The sequence below is a fragment of the Dryocola clanedunensis genome, from assembly GCF_038405435.1.
Lineage (GTDB): Bacteria > Pseudomonadota > Gammaproteobacteria > Enterobacterales > Enterobacteriaceae > Dryocola > Dryocola clanedunensis_A.
Genome location: NZ_JBBYHZ010000019.1, coordinates 1 through 14609, shown reverse-complemented (window position 1 = coordinate 14609; position 14609 = coordinate 1). Strand labels below are relative to the sequence as shown.

Sequence of the window (14609 nt, the reverse complement as noted above, 5' to 3'; positions counted from 1 at the left end):
GTAAAACCTTAACCTGTGATCCGGTTACTCGTCAGCGATGCTTGCCGGTGGCCAGTTTTCCAGGCGCATGCCCAGAGACAGTCCACGGGAAGCCAGCACGTCTTTAATCTCTGTAAGAGATTTTTTACCAAGGTTAGGCGTCTTAAGAAGCTCAACCTCGGTACGCTGTACCAGATCACCGATATAGTGGATAGCTTCTGCCTTAAGGCAGTTAGCAGAGCGGACAGTCAATTCCAGATCGTCAACAGGGCGCAGCAGGATCGGATCGAATTCTGGTTTCTCTTCTTTAACTTCCGGCTGACGAACATCACGTAAGTCAACGAAAGCTTCAAGTTGTTCTGCCAGGATGGTTGCCGCACGACGAATCGCCTCTTCAGGATCGATTGTGCCGTTCGTTTCCATTTCGATGACCAGCTTGTCCAGGTCGGTACGCTGTTCAACACGAGCTGCTTCAACATTGTAGGCAATACGCTCTACAGGGCTGTAACATGCGTCGACTAACAGACGGCCGATTGGGCGCTCATCTTCTTCCGAATGAATTCGGGCAGAGGCCGGCACATAACCACGACCACGCTGAACTTTGATACGCATGCTAATAGATGCGTTTTCATCGGTCAGGTGGCAGATCACGTGCTGAGGCTTGACGATTTCGACATCACCATCATGGGTGATATCGGCTGCAGTCACAGGGCCAATGCCAGATTTGTTCAGGGTAAGAATAACTTCATCTTTGCCTTGAACTCTCACCGCCAGCCCTTTCAGGTTGAGCAGGATCTCCAGGATATCTTCCTGAACGCCTTCTTTGGTGCTGTACTCATGTAGTACACCATCAATCTCAACCTCGGTCACCGCGCAACCCGGCATCGAAGAAAGCAGAATACGGCGCAGCGCGTTACCAAGAGTATGGCCAAAGCCACGCTCTAAAGGCTCAAGGGTCACCTTGGCGTGCGTCGAACTCACTTGCTCGATATCTACCAGGCGCGGTTTTAGAAACTCTGTCACAGAACCCTGCATTGTGTCCTCTCTTTGGTACTAAGCTTTACTTGGAGTAAAGCTCGACGATCAGGTGTTCGTTAATGTCCGCAGACAGATCAGTACGCTCAGGCTTACGCTTGAACACACCTTCCATCTTGGCAGCATCAACTTCCAGCCAGGTTGGCTTTTCACGCTGCTCAGCCAGCTCCAGAGCGGCCTTCACGCGAGATTGCTTTTTGGCTTTCTCACGGATGCTGACTACGTCATTCGGAGTTACCTGATAAGAAGCGATGTTAACAACGCGACCGTTTACCATTACTGACTTGTGGCTAACCAGCTGACGTGCTTCTGCACGAGTGGCGCCGAAGCCCATACGGTAAACAACGTTGTCCAGACGACCTTCCAGCAGAGCCAACAGGTTTTCACCGGTGTTGCCTTTCAGACGAGCTGCTTCTTTATAGTAGTTACGGAACTGACGCTCCAGCACACCGTAGATACGGCGAACTTTTTGCTTTTCACGCAACTGCACACCATAGTCAGACAGACGCGGTTTACGCGCACCGTGCTGGCCAGGAGCTTGTTCAATTTTACACTTGGTATCGATCGCGCGAACGCCAGACTTAAGGAATAAGTCGGTGCCCTCACGACGGCTCAGCTTGAGCTTAGGACCCAAATATCTTGCCATTTTCTTTCTCCAACAAACCTAAAAAAACGGGGCGTTATACGCGACGTTTTTTCGGCGGACGACAACCGTTGTGAGGGATCGGAGTCACATCAGTAATATTAGTGATGCGGAAACCAGCGGCGTTCAGAGCACGAATAGTAGATTCGCGGCCCGGACCCGGTCCCTTAACCATAACTTCCAGGTTCTTGATACCGTATTCTTTCACGGCTTCTGCGCAACGCTCTGCTGCAACCTGAGCTGCGAACGGAGTTGATTTGCGAGAACCACGGAAACCGGAACCACCGGCAGTTGCCCAACCCAACGCGTTACCTTGACGATCGGTAATGGTAACGATTGTGTTGTTGAAAGAAGCATGGACATGAGCCACGCCGTCAGAGACTTGTTTTCTTACACGCTTACGTGCACGAACTGGTGCCTTTGCCATTATTCAATCACCCCGATTATTTCTTGATCGGTTTGCGCGGACCCTTACGGGTACGGGCGTTGGTCTTGGTACGCTGACCGCGTACTGGAAGACCACGACGATGACGCAAACCGCGATAGCAACCAAGGTCCATCAGACGCTTGATGCTCATGCTAACTTCACGGCGCAGATCACCTTCAACGACAAATTTGGCAACTTCGTCACGCAGCGTGTCGATTTGTTCTTCAGACAGCTCACTGATCTTCACATCTTCAGCGATACCCGCAGAGGCGCAAATGGCCTTGGAGCGAGTCTTGCCGACACCGTAAATCGAAGTCAATGCGATTACGGCATGTTTCTGATCAGGAATGTTAATGCCTGCTATACGGGCCACTATGCACTCCTACTATTTAGATTATGCGTTCCATACCGAAAAGCCCGTTTTCAGGATACTCAAATGGAAACGCATAGACATACAAAAGATTGGCTGGCTAATCTAGCCAGCTCAACCCAACTTTGCAAGAAAAATATGCGAGATAATCAGCCTTGACGCTGTTTATGCTTCGGCTCGGCACTGCAAATCACGCGAATAACACCGTCACGCTTAACGATTTTGCAGTTACGACATAATTTCTTGACGGAAGCACGAACTTTCATTTTTACTCTCCGTAACTTCTCAAGCGACAATTAACGGCCGTAGCCTTTCAGGTTCGCTTTCTTCAATGCAGACTCGTACTGACTGGACATCATCAGAGTTTGCACTTGAGCCATAAAGTCCATGATAACCACGACGACAATTAGCAGTGAGGTCCCACCGAAGTAGAACGGCACTTTCATCGCATCACGCATGAACTCCGGGATTAGGCAGATAAAGGTAATGTACAGCGCACCAACCAAAGTCAGGCGGGTCATTACTTTATCAATATACTTCGCCGTTTGTTCTCCCGGACGAATTCCTGGTACAAATGCACCGGACTTCTTCAGGTTATCTGCTGTTTCACGAGGGTTGAAGACCAACGCCGTATAGAAGAAACAGAAGAAGATGATTGCAGACGCATAGAGTAACACATAAAGCGGTTGCCCAGGCTGCAAATACAGCGAAATTGTTGTCAGCCAGTTCCAACCGGTACCGCCCCCGAACCATGACGCGATGGTCGCAGGGAACAGAATAATGCTGGAAGCAAAGATAGCCGGGATAACCCCTGCCATATTCACTTTCAACGGTAAATGTGTGCTCTGCGCAGCATAGACCCGGCGACCTTGTTGACGTTTTGCGTAGTTCACCACAATGCGGCGTTGACCACGCTCAACAAAGACAACGAAGAAGGTCACTGCGAATACTAATACTGCAACCAACAGCAACAGGAGGAAGTGCAGGTCGCCTTGCCGAGCTTGTTCGATAGTATGGCCAATGGCCGGCGGTAAACCCGCAACAATACCAGCGAAAATTATGATTGAGATACCGTTACCGATACCACGCTCAGTAATTTGTTCGCCAAGCCACATCAGGAACATCGTCCCTGTGACCAGACTCACAACAGCGGTGAAATAGAATGCAAAGCTTGGGTTTAACACCAAGCCTTGCATACCAGGCATATTCGGCAAACCGGTAGCAATACCGATCGACTGGAATACGGCCAACACCAGAGTACCGTAACGGGTGTACTGGCTGATCTTACGACGACCAGACTCCCCTTCTTTCTTCAACTCTGCTAACGCTGGATGAACCACCGTCAGCAGCTGGATAATAATCGATGCCGAAATGTACGGCATGATACCCAATGCAAAGATTGAAGCACGGCTGAGAGCACCACCAGAGAACATGTTAAACATTTCAATGATGGTGCCTCGCTGTTGTTCAAGCAGTTTGGCAAGTACAGCGGCATCAATACCAGGGATCGGAATAAAAGAGCCAATGCGGAACACAATGAGCGCACCGATAACAAACATCAGTCTGCGTTTCAGCTCGCCAAGCCCACCTTTAGCACTTTGAAAATCTAATCCCGGTTGCTTTGCCATCTGCTACTTATTCCTCGATTTTACCGCCAGCAGCTTCGATAGCAGCACGAGCGCCTTTAGTGACACGCAGGCCGTTAACGGTTACCGGACGAGAAACCTCGCCAGACAGGATCACTTTCGCGAACTCAATCTGAATACCGATAATGTTAGCTGCTTTCAGCGTGTTCAGGTCAACTACGTCGCCTTCAACTTTCGCCAGATCAGACAGACGAATCTCTGCGGTGATCATTGCTTTGCGAGAGGTGAAACCGAATTTCGGCAGACGACGATACAACGGCATCTGACCACCTTCGAACCCGCGACGTACGCCACCGCCAGAACGAGAGTTCTGACCTTTGTGACCACGACCGCCGGTTTTACCGAGGCCAGAACCGATACCGCGACCCAGACGCTTGGAAGCGTGCTTAGACCCTTCGGCCGGAGACAGAGTATTTAAACGCATCTCTTACTCCTCAACTTTAACCATGTAGGAAACCGCGTTGACCATACCACGTACAGCAGCAGTATCTTCGCGCTCTACAGTGTGGCCAATACGACGCAGACCCAGGCCAAGCAGCGTTGCCTTGTGCTTAGGCAGACGACCGATTGCACTGCGGGTTTGTGTAATTTTAATAGTCTTTGCCATGGTCAATTACCCCAGAATTTCTTCAACGGATTTACCACGCTTGGCAGCGACCATTTCCGGAGATTTCATATTCGCCAGGCCATCAATAGTTGCACGAACCACGTTAATCGGGTTAGTGGAACCATATGCTTTAGCCAGAACGTTATGAACTCCAGCGACTTCCAGAACGGCGCGCATTGCACCACCGGCGATGATACCGGTACCTTCGGAAGCCGGCTGCATGAACACACGAGAACCTGTGTGCACACCTTTAACAGGGTGCTGCAGGGTGCCGTGGTTCAGCGCGACGTTAATCATGTTGCGACGGGCTTTTTCCATCGCTTTCTGGATCGCTGCTGGAACTTCACGCGCTTTTCCGTAACCAAAACCAATGCGACCGTTACCATCACCAACCACTGTCAGAGCAGTGAAGGAGAAAATACGACCACCTTTAACGGTTTTAGATACGCGATTTACCGCGATCAGCTTTTCCTGCAGTTCGCCAGCTTGTTTTTCGATGTGAGCCATCTTACACCTCTACCTTAGAACTGAAGGCCAGCATCACGGGCAGCATCTGCCAGTGCCTGGACACGACCATGATATTGGAAACCAGCACGGTCAAAAGCAACAACAGTGATGCCTTTTTCCAGTGCGCGCTCTGCAACAGCTTTACCCACAGCTGCAGCGGCGTCTTTGTTTCCAGTGTACTTCAATTGCTCAGTGATAGCTTTTTCTACAGTAGATGCAGCTACCAGGACTTCTGAACCGTTTGGTGCGATAACCTGTGCGTAAATATGACGCGGGGTACGATGTACCACCAGACGAGTCGCACCCAGTTCTTTAAGCTTGTGACGTGCGCGGGTCGCACGACGGATACGAGCAGATTTCTTATCCATAGTGTTACCTTACTTCTTCTTAGCCTCTTTGGTACGCACGACTTCGTCGGCGTAACGAACACCCTTGCCTTTATATGGCTCAGGACGACGGTAGGCACGCAGGTCAGCAGCTACTTGGCCAATCGCCTGCTTATCAGCGCCTTTCAGCACGATTTCAGTTTGAGTTGGACATTCAGCAGTGATACCCGCAGGCAGCTTATGCTCAACAGGGTGAGAGAAGCCCAGGGCTAAATTCACCACGTCGCCTTTAACAGCCGCACGATAACCTACACCAACCAGCTGCAGCTTCTTAGTGAAGCCTTCGGTAACACCGACAACCATTGCATTCAACAACGCACGAGTGGTACCCGCCTGGGCCCACGCGTTTGCAAAACCTTCGCGCGGAGCGAAAGTCAGAGCATTTTCAGCGTGTTTGATTTCAACAGCATCGTTGATAGTACGAGTCAGCTCGCCGTTCTTACCTTTGATCGAAATAACCTGACCGTTGAGTTTTACCTCTACGCCAGCAGGAATAACGACCGGTGCTTTAGCAACACGAGACATTTTATTCCTCCAATTAGGCTACGTAGCAGATAATTTCGCCACCAAGACCAGCCTGGCGCGCTGCACGATCAGTCATAACACCTTTAGAGGTAGAAACGACAGCAATACCCATACCGGCCATAACTTTAGGCAGCTCATCTTTTTTCTTATAGATGCGCAGACCTGGGCGGCTGACTCGCTGAATGCTCTCTACCACAGCCTTGCCCTGGAAATACTTAAGAGTAAGTTCCAGTTCAGGCTTAGTGTCGCCTTCAATTTTAAAATCTTCGATATAGCCTTCTTCTTTCAGCACGTTGGCAATTGCCAATTTCAGCTTGGAGGAAGGCATGGTGACCGCAACTTTATTCGCGGATTGACCGTTACGGATACGGGTCAGCATATCCGCGATCGGATCTTGCATGCTCATCTGTCTTTACTCCCGTGATTCAATTGGATATTACCAGCTAGCCTTTTTCAAGCCAGGTACTTCACCGCGCATTGCGGCTTCACGAAGCTTAATACGGCTCAACCCGAATTTGCCCACATAACCATGTGGACGGCCAGTTTGGCGGCAGCGTTTACGCTGACGGGACGGGCTGGAATCACGCGGCAGAGACTGTAGCTTAAGAACAGCATTCCAACGATCTTCGTCGGATGAGTTCACACCAGAGATGATAGCTTTCAATTCCTCACGCTTAGCGCGGTACTTGTCAGCCAGTTTTACGCGAACGACTTCGCGTGCTTTCATGGATTGCTTAGCCATTAGTAACCCTACCTTACTTGCGGAATGGGAAGTTAAAGGCAGCCAGCAGAGCACGGCCTTCATCATCAGATTTCGCAGTAGTGGTAATGGTAATATCCAAACCACGAACGCGATCGACTTTGTCATAGTCGATTTCTGGGAAGATGATCTGCTCACGGACACCCATGCTGTAGTTACCACGGCCATCGAATGACTTAGCGGACAAGCCACGGAAGTCACGGATACGTGGTACAGCAATGGTGATCAGGCGCTCAAGGAACTCCCACATGCGTTCGCCACGCAGAGTTACTTTACAGCCGATCGGATAGCCCTGACGGATTTTGAAGCCTGCAACAGATTTGCGTGCTTTGGTGATCAACGGCTTTTGACCGGAGATTGCTGTCAGATCAGCTGCTGCGTTATCCAGCAGTTTCTTGTCAGCGATCGCTTCACCAACACCCATATTCAGGGTGATCTTCTCGACCCGAGGGACTTGCATGACAGAATTGTAGCTAAACTCAGTCATGAGTTTTTTAACTACTTCGTCTTTGTAGTAATCATGCAGTTTCGCCATCGTACTACTCCAAATTACTTGATAGTTTCGCTGTTAGACTTGAAGAAACGGACTTTTTTGCCGTCTTCGAATCTAAAGCCTACACGGTCAGCCTTGCCGGTTGCCGCATTGAAGAGAGCAACGTTAGAAACCTGAATTGCAGCTTCTTTTTCAACGATGCCACCTGGTTGGTTCAGGGCCGGAACCGGCTTCTGATGTTTCTTAACCAGGTTGATACCTTCAACGATGAGCTTGCCGGAAGACAAGACATTCTTAACTTTACCGCGCTTACCTTTATCTTTACCGGTTAACACGATAACTTCGTCATCACGACGGATTTTAGCTGCCATGATTCGCTCCTTAGAGTACTTCTGGTGCCAGAGAGATAATTTTCATGAACTTCTCATTACGCAGTTCACGAGTTACCGGCCCAAAAATACGCGTGCCGATTGGCTGCTCGCTGTTATTGTTTAAAATAACGCATGCATTACCATCGAAGCGAATGACAGAACCGTCCGGGCGACGAACACCCTTCCTGGTGCGCACCACTACCGCTTTCAGGACATCGCCTTTCTTCACCTTACCGCGAGGAATTGCTTCCTTGATGGTAATTTTGATGATGTCGCCGACGCCTGCGTAGCGACGGTGCGAGCCACCCAGAACCTTGATACACATTACGCGACGCGCGCCGGAGTTGTCGGCTACCGTCAGCATAGTCTGTTCTTGGATCATTTCAGTGCTCCGCTAATGTCAACTACTACTTCGGGACCTAAGTATTAGGTCGTTAAAAAGCCCCATAAACGAGGGCGCGGCATTATAACACCGGTTCCAGGATATGGGTAGAAAAAATAAACGGCCCACTACTGAGCCGTTTATTAGTTTGAGAACGCGTACTGTATTACAGAACAGCTTTCTCTACAACGCGAACAAGTGTCCAGGATTTATTCTTGGACAGTGGACGGCATTCGCGGATTTCAACCACGTCACCGATGCCACATTCGTTGTTCTCGTCATGTACGTGCAGTTTGGTCGTACGCTTGATGAATTTCCCGTAGATTGGGTGCTTCACGAAACGTTCGATGGCAACAACAATGGATTTCTCCATTTTGTCGCTGACAACGCGACCTTGCAGAGTACGGATTTTATCGGTCATTACGCACCCGCCTTCTGAGTCAATAAAGTCTTAACACGTGCAACATCACGACGCACTTGCTTCAGCAGGTGAGTCTGTTGCAACTGGCCACTTGCAGCTTGCATACGCAGGTTGAACTGCTCACGCAGCAGGTTCAGCAGCTCGGTGTTCAGCTCTTCAACACTCTTTTCACGCAGCTCTTTTGCTTTCATTACATCACCGTCTTAGTTACAAAGGTGGTTTTAATCGGCAGTTTCGCTGCTGCCAGCTTGAAGGCTTCACGGGCCAGCTCTTCAGGTACACCGTCCATTTCATACAGGACTTTACCTGGCTGGATCAAGGCAACCCAATACTCCACGTTACCTTTACCTTTACCCATACGCACTTCAAGCGGCTTTTCAGTAATAGGTTTGTCTGGGAACACACGGATCCAGATTTTACCTTGACGCTTAACTGCACGGGTCATTGCACGACGTGCTGCTTCGATCTGACGTGCAGTCAGACGACCACGGCCAACAGCTTTCAGACCGAAAGTGCCGAAGCTAACATCCGTTCCTGCAGCCAGACCACGGTTGCGGCCTTTGTGCACTTTACGGAATTTTGTACGCTTTGGTTGTAACACAGCGACTCTCCTTACTTACGGCCTTTACGCTGCTGCTTTTTAGGTTGAGCAGCCGGTTTTTCCGGTTGTTCAACAGCAGCCATCCCACCCAGGATCTCACCTTTGAAGATCCACACTTTAACGCCGATTACACCATATGTGGTGTGCGCTTCAGAGGTGTTGTAGTCGATGTCAGCACGCAGAGTGTGCAATGGCACGCGACCTTCACGGTACCATTCGGTACGTGCGATCTCGGCACCGCCCAGACGACCACTAACTTCAACTTTGATACCTTTAGCGCCCAGACGCATGGCATTCTGTACCGCACGCTTCATAGCACGACGGAACATAACACGACGTTCCAGCTGTGAAGTGATGCTGTCAGCAACCAGTTTTGCGTCCAGTTCAGGCTTACGCACTTCGGCGATATTGATCTGTGCAGGAACGCCAGCGATATCCGCTACGTACTTGCGCAGTTTTTCTACGTCTTCGCCTTTCTTACCGATAACGATGCCCGGGCGAGCAGTGTGAATAGTCACACGGATGCTCTTAGCTGGACGCTCGATAACGATACGAGATACAGACGCCTTCGCCAGTTCCTTAGTCAGGTACTGACGAACTTTAAAATCGCTGTCCAGGTTGTCAGCGAATTCTTTGGTGTTCGCAAACCAAGTAGAGTTCCAAGGTTTTACAATACCCAGGCGAATACCATTAGGATGTACTTTCTGACCCATTGCTAGTCTCCAGAGTCTCAGCGATCGGACACAACCACAGTAATGTGGCTGGTGCGCTTCAGGATGCGATCTGCACGACCTTTTGCACGAGGCATAATGCGCTTCATGCTAGGGCCTTCGTCTACGAAGATTTTCGCGACTTTCAGATCGTCAATGTCAGCGCCATCGTTGTGTTCAGCGTTAGCAATGGCAGATTCCAGTACTTTCTTAACCAATACAGCCGCTTTCTTATTGGTGTAGGTCAGAATATCCAGAGCCTGCGACACTTTCTTACCGCGAATCAGGTCAGCAACAAGGCGAACCTTCTGAGCAGAAGAACGAGCATGGCGATGTTGAGCTAAAGTTTCCATCTCTTCCTCCTACCTTATTTCTTCTTCGCTTTTTTATCAGCAGCGTGGCCGCGATAAGTACGAGTCGGTGCGAATTCACCCAGTTTGTGACCGACCATTTCATCGGAAACGAAAACTGGAACGTGCTGACGACCATTATGGACAGCGATGGTCAAACCGATCATGTTAGGAAAGATCGTTGAACGACGGGACCAAGTGCGCAGGGGCTTCTTGTCACCGCTTTCCACCGCTTTCTCTACCTTCTTCAGCAAGTGCAGGTCAATAAAAGGACCTTTCTTGAGAGAACGTGGCATGGCTTATCCTCTAAAATTATTTGCTACGGCGACGTACGATAAATTTATCAGTACGCTTGTTGCTGCGGGTCTTCTTACCTTTGGTCTGAACGCCCCACGGAGATACCGGGTGCTTACCAAAGTTACGACCTTCACCACCACCATGTGGGTGATCGACTGGGTTCATCGCAGTACCGCGAACGGTAGGACGAACACCACGCCAGCGTGCGGCACCTGCTTTACCCAGAACGCGCAGCATATGCTCAGCGTTGCCGACTTCGCCCAGTGTTGCGCGGCAGTCAGCTTCGACTTTACGCATTTCACCAGAACGCAGACGCAGGGTAACGTAAGCACCATCACGTGCAACGATCTGCACATAGGTACCTGCGGAACGTGCCAGCTGACCGCCTTTACCTGGTTTCATTTCTACGTTATGAACGGTAGAACCAACCGGGATATTGCGCATCGGCAGGGTGTTACCTGCTTTGATTGCAGCATCAACGCCAGATTGAATCTGGTCGCCTGCTTTCAGGCCTTTAGGGGCCAGGATGTAACGGCGTTCGCCATCTTTGTACAGAACCAGTGCGATGTTCGCAGAACGGTTCGGATCGTACTCAAGACGCTCAACAACTGCCGGGATACCGTCTTTGTTGCGTTTAAAGTCAACAATACGATAAGCCTGCTTGTGACCACCACCGATGTGACGAGTAGTGATACGACCATTGTTGTTACGGCCACCGGATTTGCTGTTTTTTTCAACCAGCGGAGCAAACGGTTTGCCCTTATGCAGCTCAGGGTTAACCACTTTAACTACGTGGCGACGACCCGGAGATGTCGGTTTACATTTAACAACTGCCATTGTCTTTCTCCTCCGACTTACTCAGCGCCGCCGACGAAGTCCAGATTCTGGCCTTCCTTCAGGGTGACGTAAGCTTTTTTCCAGTCGCTACGACGACCAATACGCTGTCCGTGACGCTTTGTCTTGCCTTTAACAACAAGAGTATTTACGCCTTTAACTTCTACTTCGAACAGTTTCTCAACAGCAGCAACGATCTCTGCTTTGGTCGCGTCTTTAGCAACTTTGAGAACGATGGTGTTGGTTTTTTCCATCGCCATGGATGCTTTTTCAGATACGTGCGGCGCGCGCAGTACTTTCAGCAGACGTTCTTCACGGATCATGCCAGCATCTCCTCAACTTGCTTAACTGCTTCCGCAGTCATAACGACTTTGTCGAAGGCGATCAGGCTAACTGGGTCGATAGCTGCTACATCGCGCACGTCAACCTTATGCAGGTTACGCGCAGCCAGGAACAGATTCTCATCCAGTTCGCCGGTTACGATCAGCACATCTTCCAGGGCCATGTCTTTCAGTTTCTGAGCAAGCAGCTTAGTTTTAGGCGCTTCGACAGAGAACTGTTCGACAACGATCAGACGATCCTGACGTACCAGTTCGGACAGAATGCTTTTCAGCGCTCCGCGGTACATCTTTTTGTTAACTTTTTGACTGTGGTCCTGCGGGCGAGCAGCGAAGGTTACGCCACCGGAACGCCAGATCGGGCTCTTAACAGAACCTGAACGCGCACGGCCGGTACCTTTCTGGCGCCACGGCTTTTTACCGGAACCAGTTACTTCAGCACGGGTCTTCTGAGCACGAGTACCTTGACGGGCACCAGCTGCATAAGCAACTACAACCTGGTGTACCAGCGCTTCGTTGAAATCACGACCGAAGGTAGTTTCGGAAACAGTCAGCGCGCTTTGCGCGTCTTTCAATACTAATTCCATTGCTATCTCCTCACGCCTTCACAGCTGGTTTAACAATAAGGTCGCTACCGGTTGCGCCCGGAACTGCACCTTTAACCAGCAGCAGGTTGCGCTCAGCGTCAACGCGTACTACATCCAGACTCTGAACGGTTACGCGTTCGTTGCCCAGTTGGCCTGCCATTTTCTTGCCTTTGAACACTTTGCCCGGAGTCTGGTTCTGACCGATAGAACCCGGAACGCGGTGGGACAAGGAGTTACCGTGGGTAGCGTCCTGGGTACGGAAGTTCCAGCGCTTAACGGTACCTGCGAAACCTTTACCTTTAGAGGTGCCAGTTACGTCAACTTTTTTGACTTCAGCAAACAGCTCAACGCTAATGTCCTGACCTACGGTGAACTCTTCGCCTTCAGCAAGGCGGAATTCCCACAGACCACGGCCAGCTTCTACGCCAGCTTTAGCGAAGTGACCAGCTTCCGGCTTAGTTACACGGTTAGCTTTTTTAGCGCCAGTGGTAACTTGAACAGCACGGTAGCCGTCGTTAGCCAGGTCTTTAACCTGAGTAACACGGTTTGCTTCAACTTCAATTACGGTTACAGGGATAGAAACGCCGTCTTCTGTGAAGATACGGGTCATACCCACTTTTTTACCGACTAAACCAATCATTGTTTCAACCTCTCAATCGTCAATGACCTGATTAACCCAGGCTGATCTGCACGTCAACACCAGCAGCCAGATCCAGACGCATCAGAGCATCAACGGTTTTCTCAGTTGGCTCAACGATGTCAACCAGACGCTTGTGAGTGCGAATTTCGTACTGATCGCGCGCGTCTTTGTTGACGTGCGGGGAGATCAGAACGGTAAAGCGCTCTTTGCGGGTCGGCAGCGGGATCGGACCACGGACTTGCGCACCAGTGCGCTTAGCAGTCTCGACGATTTCCGCAGTTGATTGATCGATCAGACGATGATCAAACGCTTTAAGGCGGATACGGATTCTTTGGTTCTGCATGAGACCAGAGCTCCAATTATTTTATAGACGAAAAAAATTACTACTCGCACCCATTACGATTGATGGGAGAGTGTAATCGTTCATACATAGTTCCCCAATTGGGAACATTGTTGGCAGCAAACTGCACTACCGGGCTCTTATCGAACCAGCCGTCAATTAAGACAGGCCCGCGCATTATACGTAAATCCGGCCACGAAGCAAGTCATGCTTACGATTTAAACAGTGTTTTCGTTCGGGAATGTCGCTTAAGCGGTTTACTGGATGAATGAAGGTTGGTGAGATTATGAAGCCCAGGAGGGAAAGCTTTCACCACGCCGCTACCTTCTGGAGCTTACCTTGCGATAGCGGGTGGTGTGACGGGATAATTTAACGAACATAGGTTAACGATGAATGAAATTAGCTTTGCTCTTTAATCTGCGACTGAAGATAGTTCTGTAGGCCAATTTTAGAAATCAGATCCAACTCTGTCTCCAGCCAGTCAATGTGATGCTCTTCCTCCGCGAGGATTTGAATCATCATGTCCCGGCTGACGTAGTCGTGGATAGTATCTGCATAAGCGATGGCTTCGCGCAGATCTTTGGCCCCTTCCATTTCCAGATTGAGATCTGACTGGAGCATCTCTTCGACGTCTTCACCAATGTGGAGTTTGCCTAAATCCTGCAGGTTAGGAATGCCTTCAAGAAACAGAATACGCTCGATGTACTTATCGGCGTGTTTCATTTCATCGATGGACTCATGGTATTCGACTTCGTTGAGGCGCATCAGGCCCCAGTTTTTGAACATTCTCGCATGGAGAAAATACTGATTGATCGCGACAAGCTCGTTTCCCAATAATTTATTGAGATAATTTATTATCTTAATATCACCTTTCATTTTTTACTCCCTCCGCTTCCACTACATGAAGCGTAGATGTAGCACGGAGTAAGTCAAAAAAAAGTGACGAGCTTAAGCGATCTCTTTAAATTCCGGGATCTGCAGCAACTCTTCCTGCATGATTTCCCGCGCGGCTCTGATGCACTTGCCACACTGGTTCCCTACCGGGATAAACTTGCGGAGCTGCTGGAAAGACTGAGGCTGAAACTGGCGCACTGCCTGACGAATTTTTTTATCACTCACACCATTACACAAGCAAACGTACATAAGCACTCCCGTTCAAATTCTGCGCAAAGTGTAAATGAGAATAGTTATGATTACAATAGCACAGCGCTGATGAGTGCAAGCCTGCCGCGATAAAAAATGTAAAAAAAAAGAGCGCCGAAGCGCTCTTTTTTATACAAAGGTATCAGCGATTAAGCGATAACTTTAGCAACAACGCCAGCACCAACGGTACGGCCGCCTTCACGGATTGCGAAACGCA

At 49.8% G+C, this 14609-nt stretch carries 30 protein-coding genes; all 30 read right to left on the bottom strand.

Annotation, left to right across the window (positions count from 1 at the left end):
- Nucleotides 1-24: 24 nt before the first annotated feature.
- Nucleotides 25-1014, bottom strand: coding sequence for a DNA-directed RNA polymerase subunit alpha (locus AAE045_RS22275; RefSeq protein WP_002438685.1), 990 nt, complete (start codon nucleotides 1012-1014; stop codon nucleotides 25-27).
- Between the two features lie 25 nt (nucleotides 1015-1039).
- Complete coding sequence (gene rpsD / locus AAE045_RS22270; RefSeq protein WP_202308084.1) at nucleotides 1040-1660, bottom strand: 30S ribosomal protein S4; 621 nt, start codon at nucleotides 1658-1660, stop codon at nucleotides 1040-1042.
- Nucleotides 1661-1694: 34 nt separating this feature from the next.
- A complete protein-coding gene (gene rpsK, locus AAE045_RS22265) occupies nucleotides 1695-2084 on the bottom strand; it encodes a 30S ribosomal protein S11 (RefSeq protein WP_004138423.1) in 390 nt (129 codons plus the stop codon).
- 16 nt (nucleotides 2085-2100) lie between these two features.
- Entirely contained in the window at nucleotides 2101-2457 is a 357-nt protein-coding gene (gene rpsM / locus AAE045_RS22260; protein WP_121264456.1) for a 30S ribosomal protein S13, read from the bottom strand.
- Nucleotides 2458-2603: 146 nt separating this feature from the next.
- Nucleotides 2604-2720, bottom strand: coding sequence for a 50S ribosomal protein L36 (gene rpmJ / locus AAE045_RS22255; RefSeq protein WP_000868187.1), 117 nt, complete (start codon nucleotides 2718-2720; stop codon nucleotides 2604-2606).
- A 30-nt stretch (nucleotides 2721-2750) separates the two neighbouring features.
- Nucleotides 2751-4082: a preprotein translocase subunit SecY gene (secY, locus tag AAE045_RS22250; RefSeq protein WP_202308074.1), complete on the bottom strand. Its 1332-nt coding sequence runs from the start codon at nucleotides 4080-4082 to the stop codon at nucleotides 2751-2753.
- A gap of 7 nt (nucleotides 4083-4089) precedes the next feature.
- Nucleotides 4090-4524, bottom strand: a complete 435-nt coding sequence (gene rplO, locus AAE045_RS22245) for a large ribosomal subunit protein uL15 (protein WP_455426646.1) — start codon at nucleotides 4522-4524, stop codon at nucleotides 4090-4092.
- 3 nt (nucleotides 4525-4527) lie between these two features.
- Nucleotides 4528-4707, bottom strand: a complete 180-nt coding sequence (gene rpmD / locus AAE045_RS22240; protein WP_202308070.1) for a 50S ribosomal protein L30 — start codon at nucleotides 4705-4707, stop codon at nucleotides 4528-4530.
- 6 nt (nucleotides 4708-4713) lie between these two features.
- On the bottom strand, nucleotides 4714-5214 hold the full coding sequence (gene rpsE, locus AAE045_RS22235; protein WP_121264447.1) for a 30S ribosomal protein S5: 501 nt from the start codon (nucleotides 5212-5214) through the stop codon (nucleotides 4714-4716).
- Nucleotides 5215-5228: 14 nt separating this feature from the next.
- Nucleotides 5229-5582: a 50S ribosomal protein L18 gene (rplR, locus tag AAE045_RS22230; protein WP_202308068.1), complete on the bottom strand. Its 354-nt coding sequence runs from the start codon at nucleotides 5580-5582 to the stop codon at nucleotides 5229-5231.
- Between the two features lie 9 nt (nucleotides 5583-5591).
- Entirely contained in the window at nucleotides 5592-6125 is a 534-nt protein-coding gene (rplF, locus tag AAE045_RS22225; protein ID WP_271129516.1) for a 50S ribosomal protein L6, read from the bottom strand.
- A gap of 13 nt (nucleotides 6126-6138) precedes the next feature.
- A complete protein-coding gene (rpsH, locus tag AAE045_RS22220) occupies nucleotides 6139-6531 on the bottom strand; it encodes a 30S ribosomal protein S8 (protein WP_202308064.1) in 393 nt (130 codons plus the stop codon).
- Between the two features lie 30 nt (nucleotides 6532-6561).
- A complete protein-coding gene (rpsN, locus tag AAE045_RS22215; protein ID WP_202308054.1) occupies nucleotides 6562-6867 on the bottom strand; it encodes a 30S ribosomal protein S14 in 306 nt (101 codons plus the stop codon).
- Between the two features lie 13 nt (nucleotides 6868-6880).
- On the bottom strand, nucleotides 6881-7420 hold the full coding sequence (rplE, locus tag AAE045_RS22210) for a 50S ribosomal protein L5 (RefSeq protein WP_202308045.1): 540 nt from the start codon (nucleotides 7418-7420) through the stop codon (nucleotides 6881-6883).
- Nucleotides 7421-7434: 14 nt separating this feature from the next.
- The gene (gene rplX / locus AAE045_RS22205) at nucleotides 7435-7749 is read right to left on the bottom strand and encodes a 50S ribosomal protein L24 (RefSeq protein ID WP_041142967.1); all 315 of its coding nucleotides are present in this window, start codon (nucleotides 7747-7749) and stop codon (nucleotides 7435-7437) included.
- 10 nt (nucleotides 7750-7759) lie between these two features.
- A complete protein-coding gene (rplN, locus tag AAE045_RS22200) occupies nucleotides 7760-8131 on the bottom strand; it encodes a 50S ribosomal protein L14 (RefSeq protein WP_002438705.1) in 372 nt (123 codons plus the stop codon).
- A 166-nt stretch (nucleotides 8132-8297) separates the two neighbouring features.
- The gene (gene rpsQ, locus AAE045_RS22195) at nucleotides 8298-8552 is read right to left on the bottom strand and encodes a 30S ribosomal protein S17 (RefSeq protein WP_202308043.1); all 255 of its coding nucleotides are present in this window, start codon (nucleotides 8550-8552) and stop codon (nucleotides 8298-8300) included.
- On the bottom strand, nucleotides 8552-8743 hold the full coding sequence (gene rpmC, locus AAE045_RS22190; RefSeq protein WP_008457158.1) for a 50S ribosomal protein L29: 192 nt from the start codon (nucleotides 8741-8743) through the stop codon (nucleotides 8552-8554). Before rpmC ends, rpsQ begins: the two co-directional genes overlap by 1 nt.
- Nucleotides 8743-9153: a 50S ribosomal protein L16 gene (rplP, locus tag AAE045_RS22185; RefSeq protein ID WP_008927134.1), complete on the bottom strand. Its 411-nt coding sequence runs from the start codon at nucleotides 9151-9153 to the stop codon at nucleotides 8743-8745. The genes rpmC and rplP overlap by 1 nt, the downstream gene beginning before the upstream one ends.
- Nucleotides 9154-9164: 11 nt before the next feature.
- Entirely contained in the window at nucleotides 9165-9866 is a 702-nt protein-coding gene (gene rpsC, locus AAE045_RS22180; protein WP_202308035.1) for a 30S ribosomal protein S3, read from the bottom strand.
- Between the two features lie 17 nt (nucleotides 9867-9883).
- Nucleotides 9884-10216, bottom strand: a complete 333-nt coding sequence (gene rplV / locus AAE045_RS22175; RefSeq protein ID WP_002919773.1) for a 50S ribosomal protein L22 — start codon at nucleotides 10214-10216, stop codon at nucleotides 9884-9886.
- 14 nt (nucleotides 10217-10230) lie between these two features.
- Nucleotides 10231-10509 carry a 30S ribosomal protein S19 gene (gene rpsS, locus AAE045_RS22170; RefSeq protein WP_001138115.1) on the bottom strand — a complete coding sequence of 93 codons (279 nt, stop codon included), beginning with the start codon at nucleotides 10507-10509 and terminating at the stop codon, nucleotides 10231-10233.
- Between the two features lie 16 nt (nucleotides 10510-10525).
- A complete protein-coding gene (gene rplB / locus AAE045_RS22165) occupies nucleotides 10526-11347 on the bottom strand; it encodes a 50S ribosomal protein L2 (protein WP_049033778.1) in 822 nt (273 codons plus the stop codon).
- A 17-nt stretch (nucleotides 11348-11364) separates the two neighbouring features.
- Nucleotides 11365-11667, bottom strand: coding sequence for a 50S ribosomal protein L23 (gene rplW, locus AAE045_RS22160; protein ID WP_034499029.1), 303 nt, complete (start codon nucleotides 11665-11667; stop codon nucleotides 11365-11367).
- Nucleotides 11664-12269: a 50S ribosomal protein L4 gene (rplD, locus tag AAE045_RS22155; RefSeq protein ID WP_202308032.1), complete on the bottom strand. Its 606-nt coding sequence runs from the start codon at nucleotides 12267-12269 to the stop codon at nucleotides 11664-11666. Before rplD ends, rplW begins: the two co-directional genes overlap by 4 nt.
- Nucleotides 12270-12279: 10 nt before the next feature.
- Nucleotides 12280-12909 carry a 50S ribosomal protein L3 gene (gene rplC, locus AAE045_RS22150; RefSeq protein WP_016538466.1) on the bottom strand — a complete coding sequence of 210 codons (630 nt, stop codon included), beginning with the start codon at nucleotides 12907-12909 and terminating at the stop codon, nucleotides 12280-12282.
- A gap of 31 nt (nucleotides 12910-12940) precedes the next feature.
- Nucleotides 12941-13252: a 30S ribosomal protein S10 gene (gene rpsJ, locus AAE045_RS22145; RefSeq protein WP_001181005.1), complete on the bottom strand. Its 312-nt coding sequence runs from the start codon at nucleotides 13250-13252 to the stop codon at nucleotides 12941-12943.
- 396 nt (nucleotides 13253-13648) lie between these two features.
- A complete protein-coding gene (bfr, locus tag AAE045_RS22140; protein ID WP_455426644.1) occupies nucleotides 13649-14125 on the bottom strand; it encodes a bacterioferritin in 477 nt (158 codons plus the stop codon).
- Between the two features lie 72 nt (nucleotides 14126-14197).
- Entirely contained in the window at nucleotides 14198-14392 is a 195-nt protein-coding gene (gene bfd / locus AAE045_RS22135; RefSeq protein WP_167615012.1) for a bacterioferritin-associated ferredoxin, read from the bottom strand.
- A gap of 149 nt (nucleotides 14393-14541) precedes the next feature.
- The coding region (locus AAE045_RS22130) for an EF-Tu C-terminal domain-related protein (protein WP_130634147.1) at nucleotides 14542-14609 on the bottom strand (68 nt) is incomplete at its 5' end.

Bases quoted from the DNA above. Each gene is read 5' to 3' on its own strand.
- AAE045_RS22275 (WP_002438685.1), bottom strand. From the start codon at position 1,014: ATGCAGGGTTCTGTGACAGAGTTTCTAAAACCGCGCCTGGTAGATATC.
- rpsD (WP_202308084.1), bottom strand. From the start codon at position 1,660: ATGGCAAGATATTTGGGTCCTAAGCTCAAGCTGAGCCGTCGTGAGGGC.
- rpsK (WP_004138423.1), bottom strand. From the start codon at position 2,084: ATGGCAAAGGCACCAGTTCGTGCACGTAAGCGTGTAAGAAAACAAGTC.
- rpmJ (WP_000868187.1), bottom strand. From the start codon at position 2,720: ATGAAAGTTCGTGCTTCCGTCAAGAAATTATGTCGTAACTGCAAAATC.
- secY (WP_202308074.1), bottom strand. From the start codon at position 4,082: ATGGCAAAGCAACCGGGATTAGATTTTCAAAGTGCTAAAGGTGGGCTT.
- rplO (WP_455426646.1), bottom strand. From the start codon at position 4,524: ATGCGTTTAAATACTCTGTCTCCGGCCGAAGGGTCTAAGCACGCTTCC.
- rpmD (WP_202308070.1), bottom strand. From the start codon at position 4,707: ATGGCAAAGACTATTAAAATTACACAAACCCGCAGTGCAATCGGTCGT.
- rpsE (WP_121264447.1), bottom strand. From the start codon at position 5,214: ATGGCTCACATCGAAAAACAAGCTGGCGAACTGCAGGAAAAGCTGATC.
- rplR (WP_202308068.1), bottom strand. From the start codon at position 5,582: ATGGATAAGAAATCTGCTCGTATCCGTCGTGCGACCCGCGCACGTCAC.
- rplF (WP_271129516.1), bottom strand. From the start codon at position 6,125: ATGTCTCGTGTTGCTAAAGCACCGGTCGTTATTCCTGCTGGCGTAGAG.
- rpsH (WP_202308064.1), bottom strand. From the start codon at position 6,531: ATGAGCATGCAAGATCCGATCGCGGATATGCTGACCCGTATCCGTAAC.
- rpsN (WP_202308054.1), bottom strand. From the start codon at position 6,867: ATGGCTAAGCAATCCATGAAAGCACGCGAAGTCGTTCGCGTAAAACTG.
- rplE (WP_202308045.1), bottom strand. From the start codon at position 7,420: ATGGCGAAACTGCATGATTACTACAAAGACGAAGTAGTTAAAAAACTC.
- rplX (WP_041142967.1), bottom strand. From the start codon at position 7,749: ATGGCAGCTAAAATCCGTCGTGATGACGAAGTTATCGTGTTAACCGGT.
- rplN (WP_002438705.1), bottom strand. From the start codon at position 8,131: ATGATCCAAGAACAGACTATGCTGACGGTAGCCGACAACTCCGGCGCG.
- rpsQ (WP_202308043.1), bottom strand. From the start codon at position 8,552: ATGACCGATAAAATCCGTACTCTGCAAGGTCGCGTTGTCAGCGACAAA.
- rpmC (WP_008457158.1), bottom strand. From the start codon at position 8,743: ATGAAAGCAAAAGAGCTGCGTGAAAAGAGTGTTGAAGAGCTGAACACC.
- rpsC (WP_202308035.1), bottom strand. From the start codon at position 9,866: ATGGGTCAGAAAGTACATCCTAATGGTATTCGCCTGGGTATTGTAAAA.
- rplV (WP_002919773.1), bottom strand. From the start codon at position 10,216: ATGGAAACTTTAGCTCAACATCGCCATGCTCGTTCTTCTGCTCAGAAG.
- rpsS (WP_001138115.1), bottom strand. From the start codon at position 10,509: ATGCCACGTTCTCTCAAGAAAGGTCCTTTTATTGACCTGCACTTGCTG.
- rplB (WP_049033778.1), bottom strand. From the start codon at position 11,347: ATGGCAGTTGTTAAATGTAAACCGACATCTCCGGGTCGTCGCCACGTA.
- rplW (WP_034499029.1), bottom strand. From the start codon at position 11,667: ATGATCCGTGAAGAACGTCTGCTGAAAGTACTGCGCGCGCCGCACGTA.
- rplD (WP_202308032.1), bottom strand. From the start codon at position 12,269: ATGGAATTAGTATTGAAAGACGCGCAAAGCGCGCTGACTGTTTCCGAA.
- rplC (WP_016538466.1), bottom strand. From the start codon at position 12,909: ATGATTGGTTTAGTCGGTAAAAAAGTGGGTATGACCCGTATCTTCACA.
- rpsJ (WP_001181005.1), bottom strand. From the start codon at position 13,252: ATGCAGAACCAAAGAATCCGTATCCGCCTTAAAGCGTTTGATCATCGT.
- bfr (WP_455426644.1), bottom strand. From the start codon at position 14,125: ATGAAAGGTGATATTAAGATAATAAATTATCTCAATAAATTATTGGGA.
- bfd (WP_167615012.1), bottom strand. From the start codon at position 14,392: ATGTACGTTTGCTTGTGTAATGGTGTGAGTGATAAAAAAATTCGTCAG.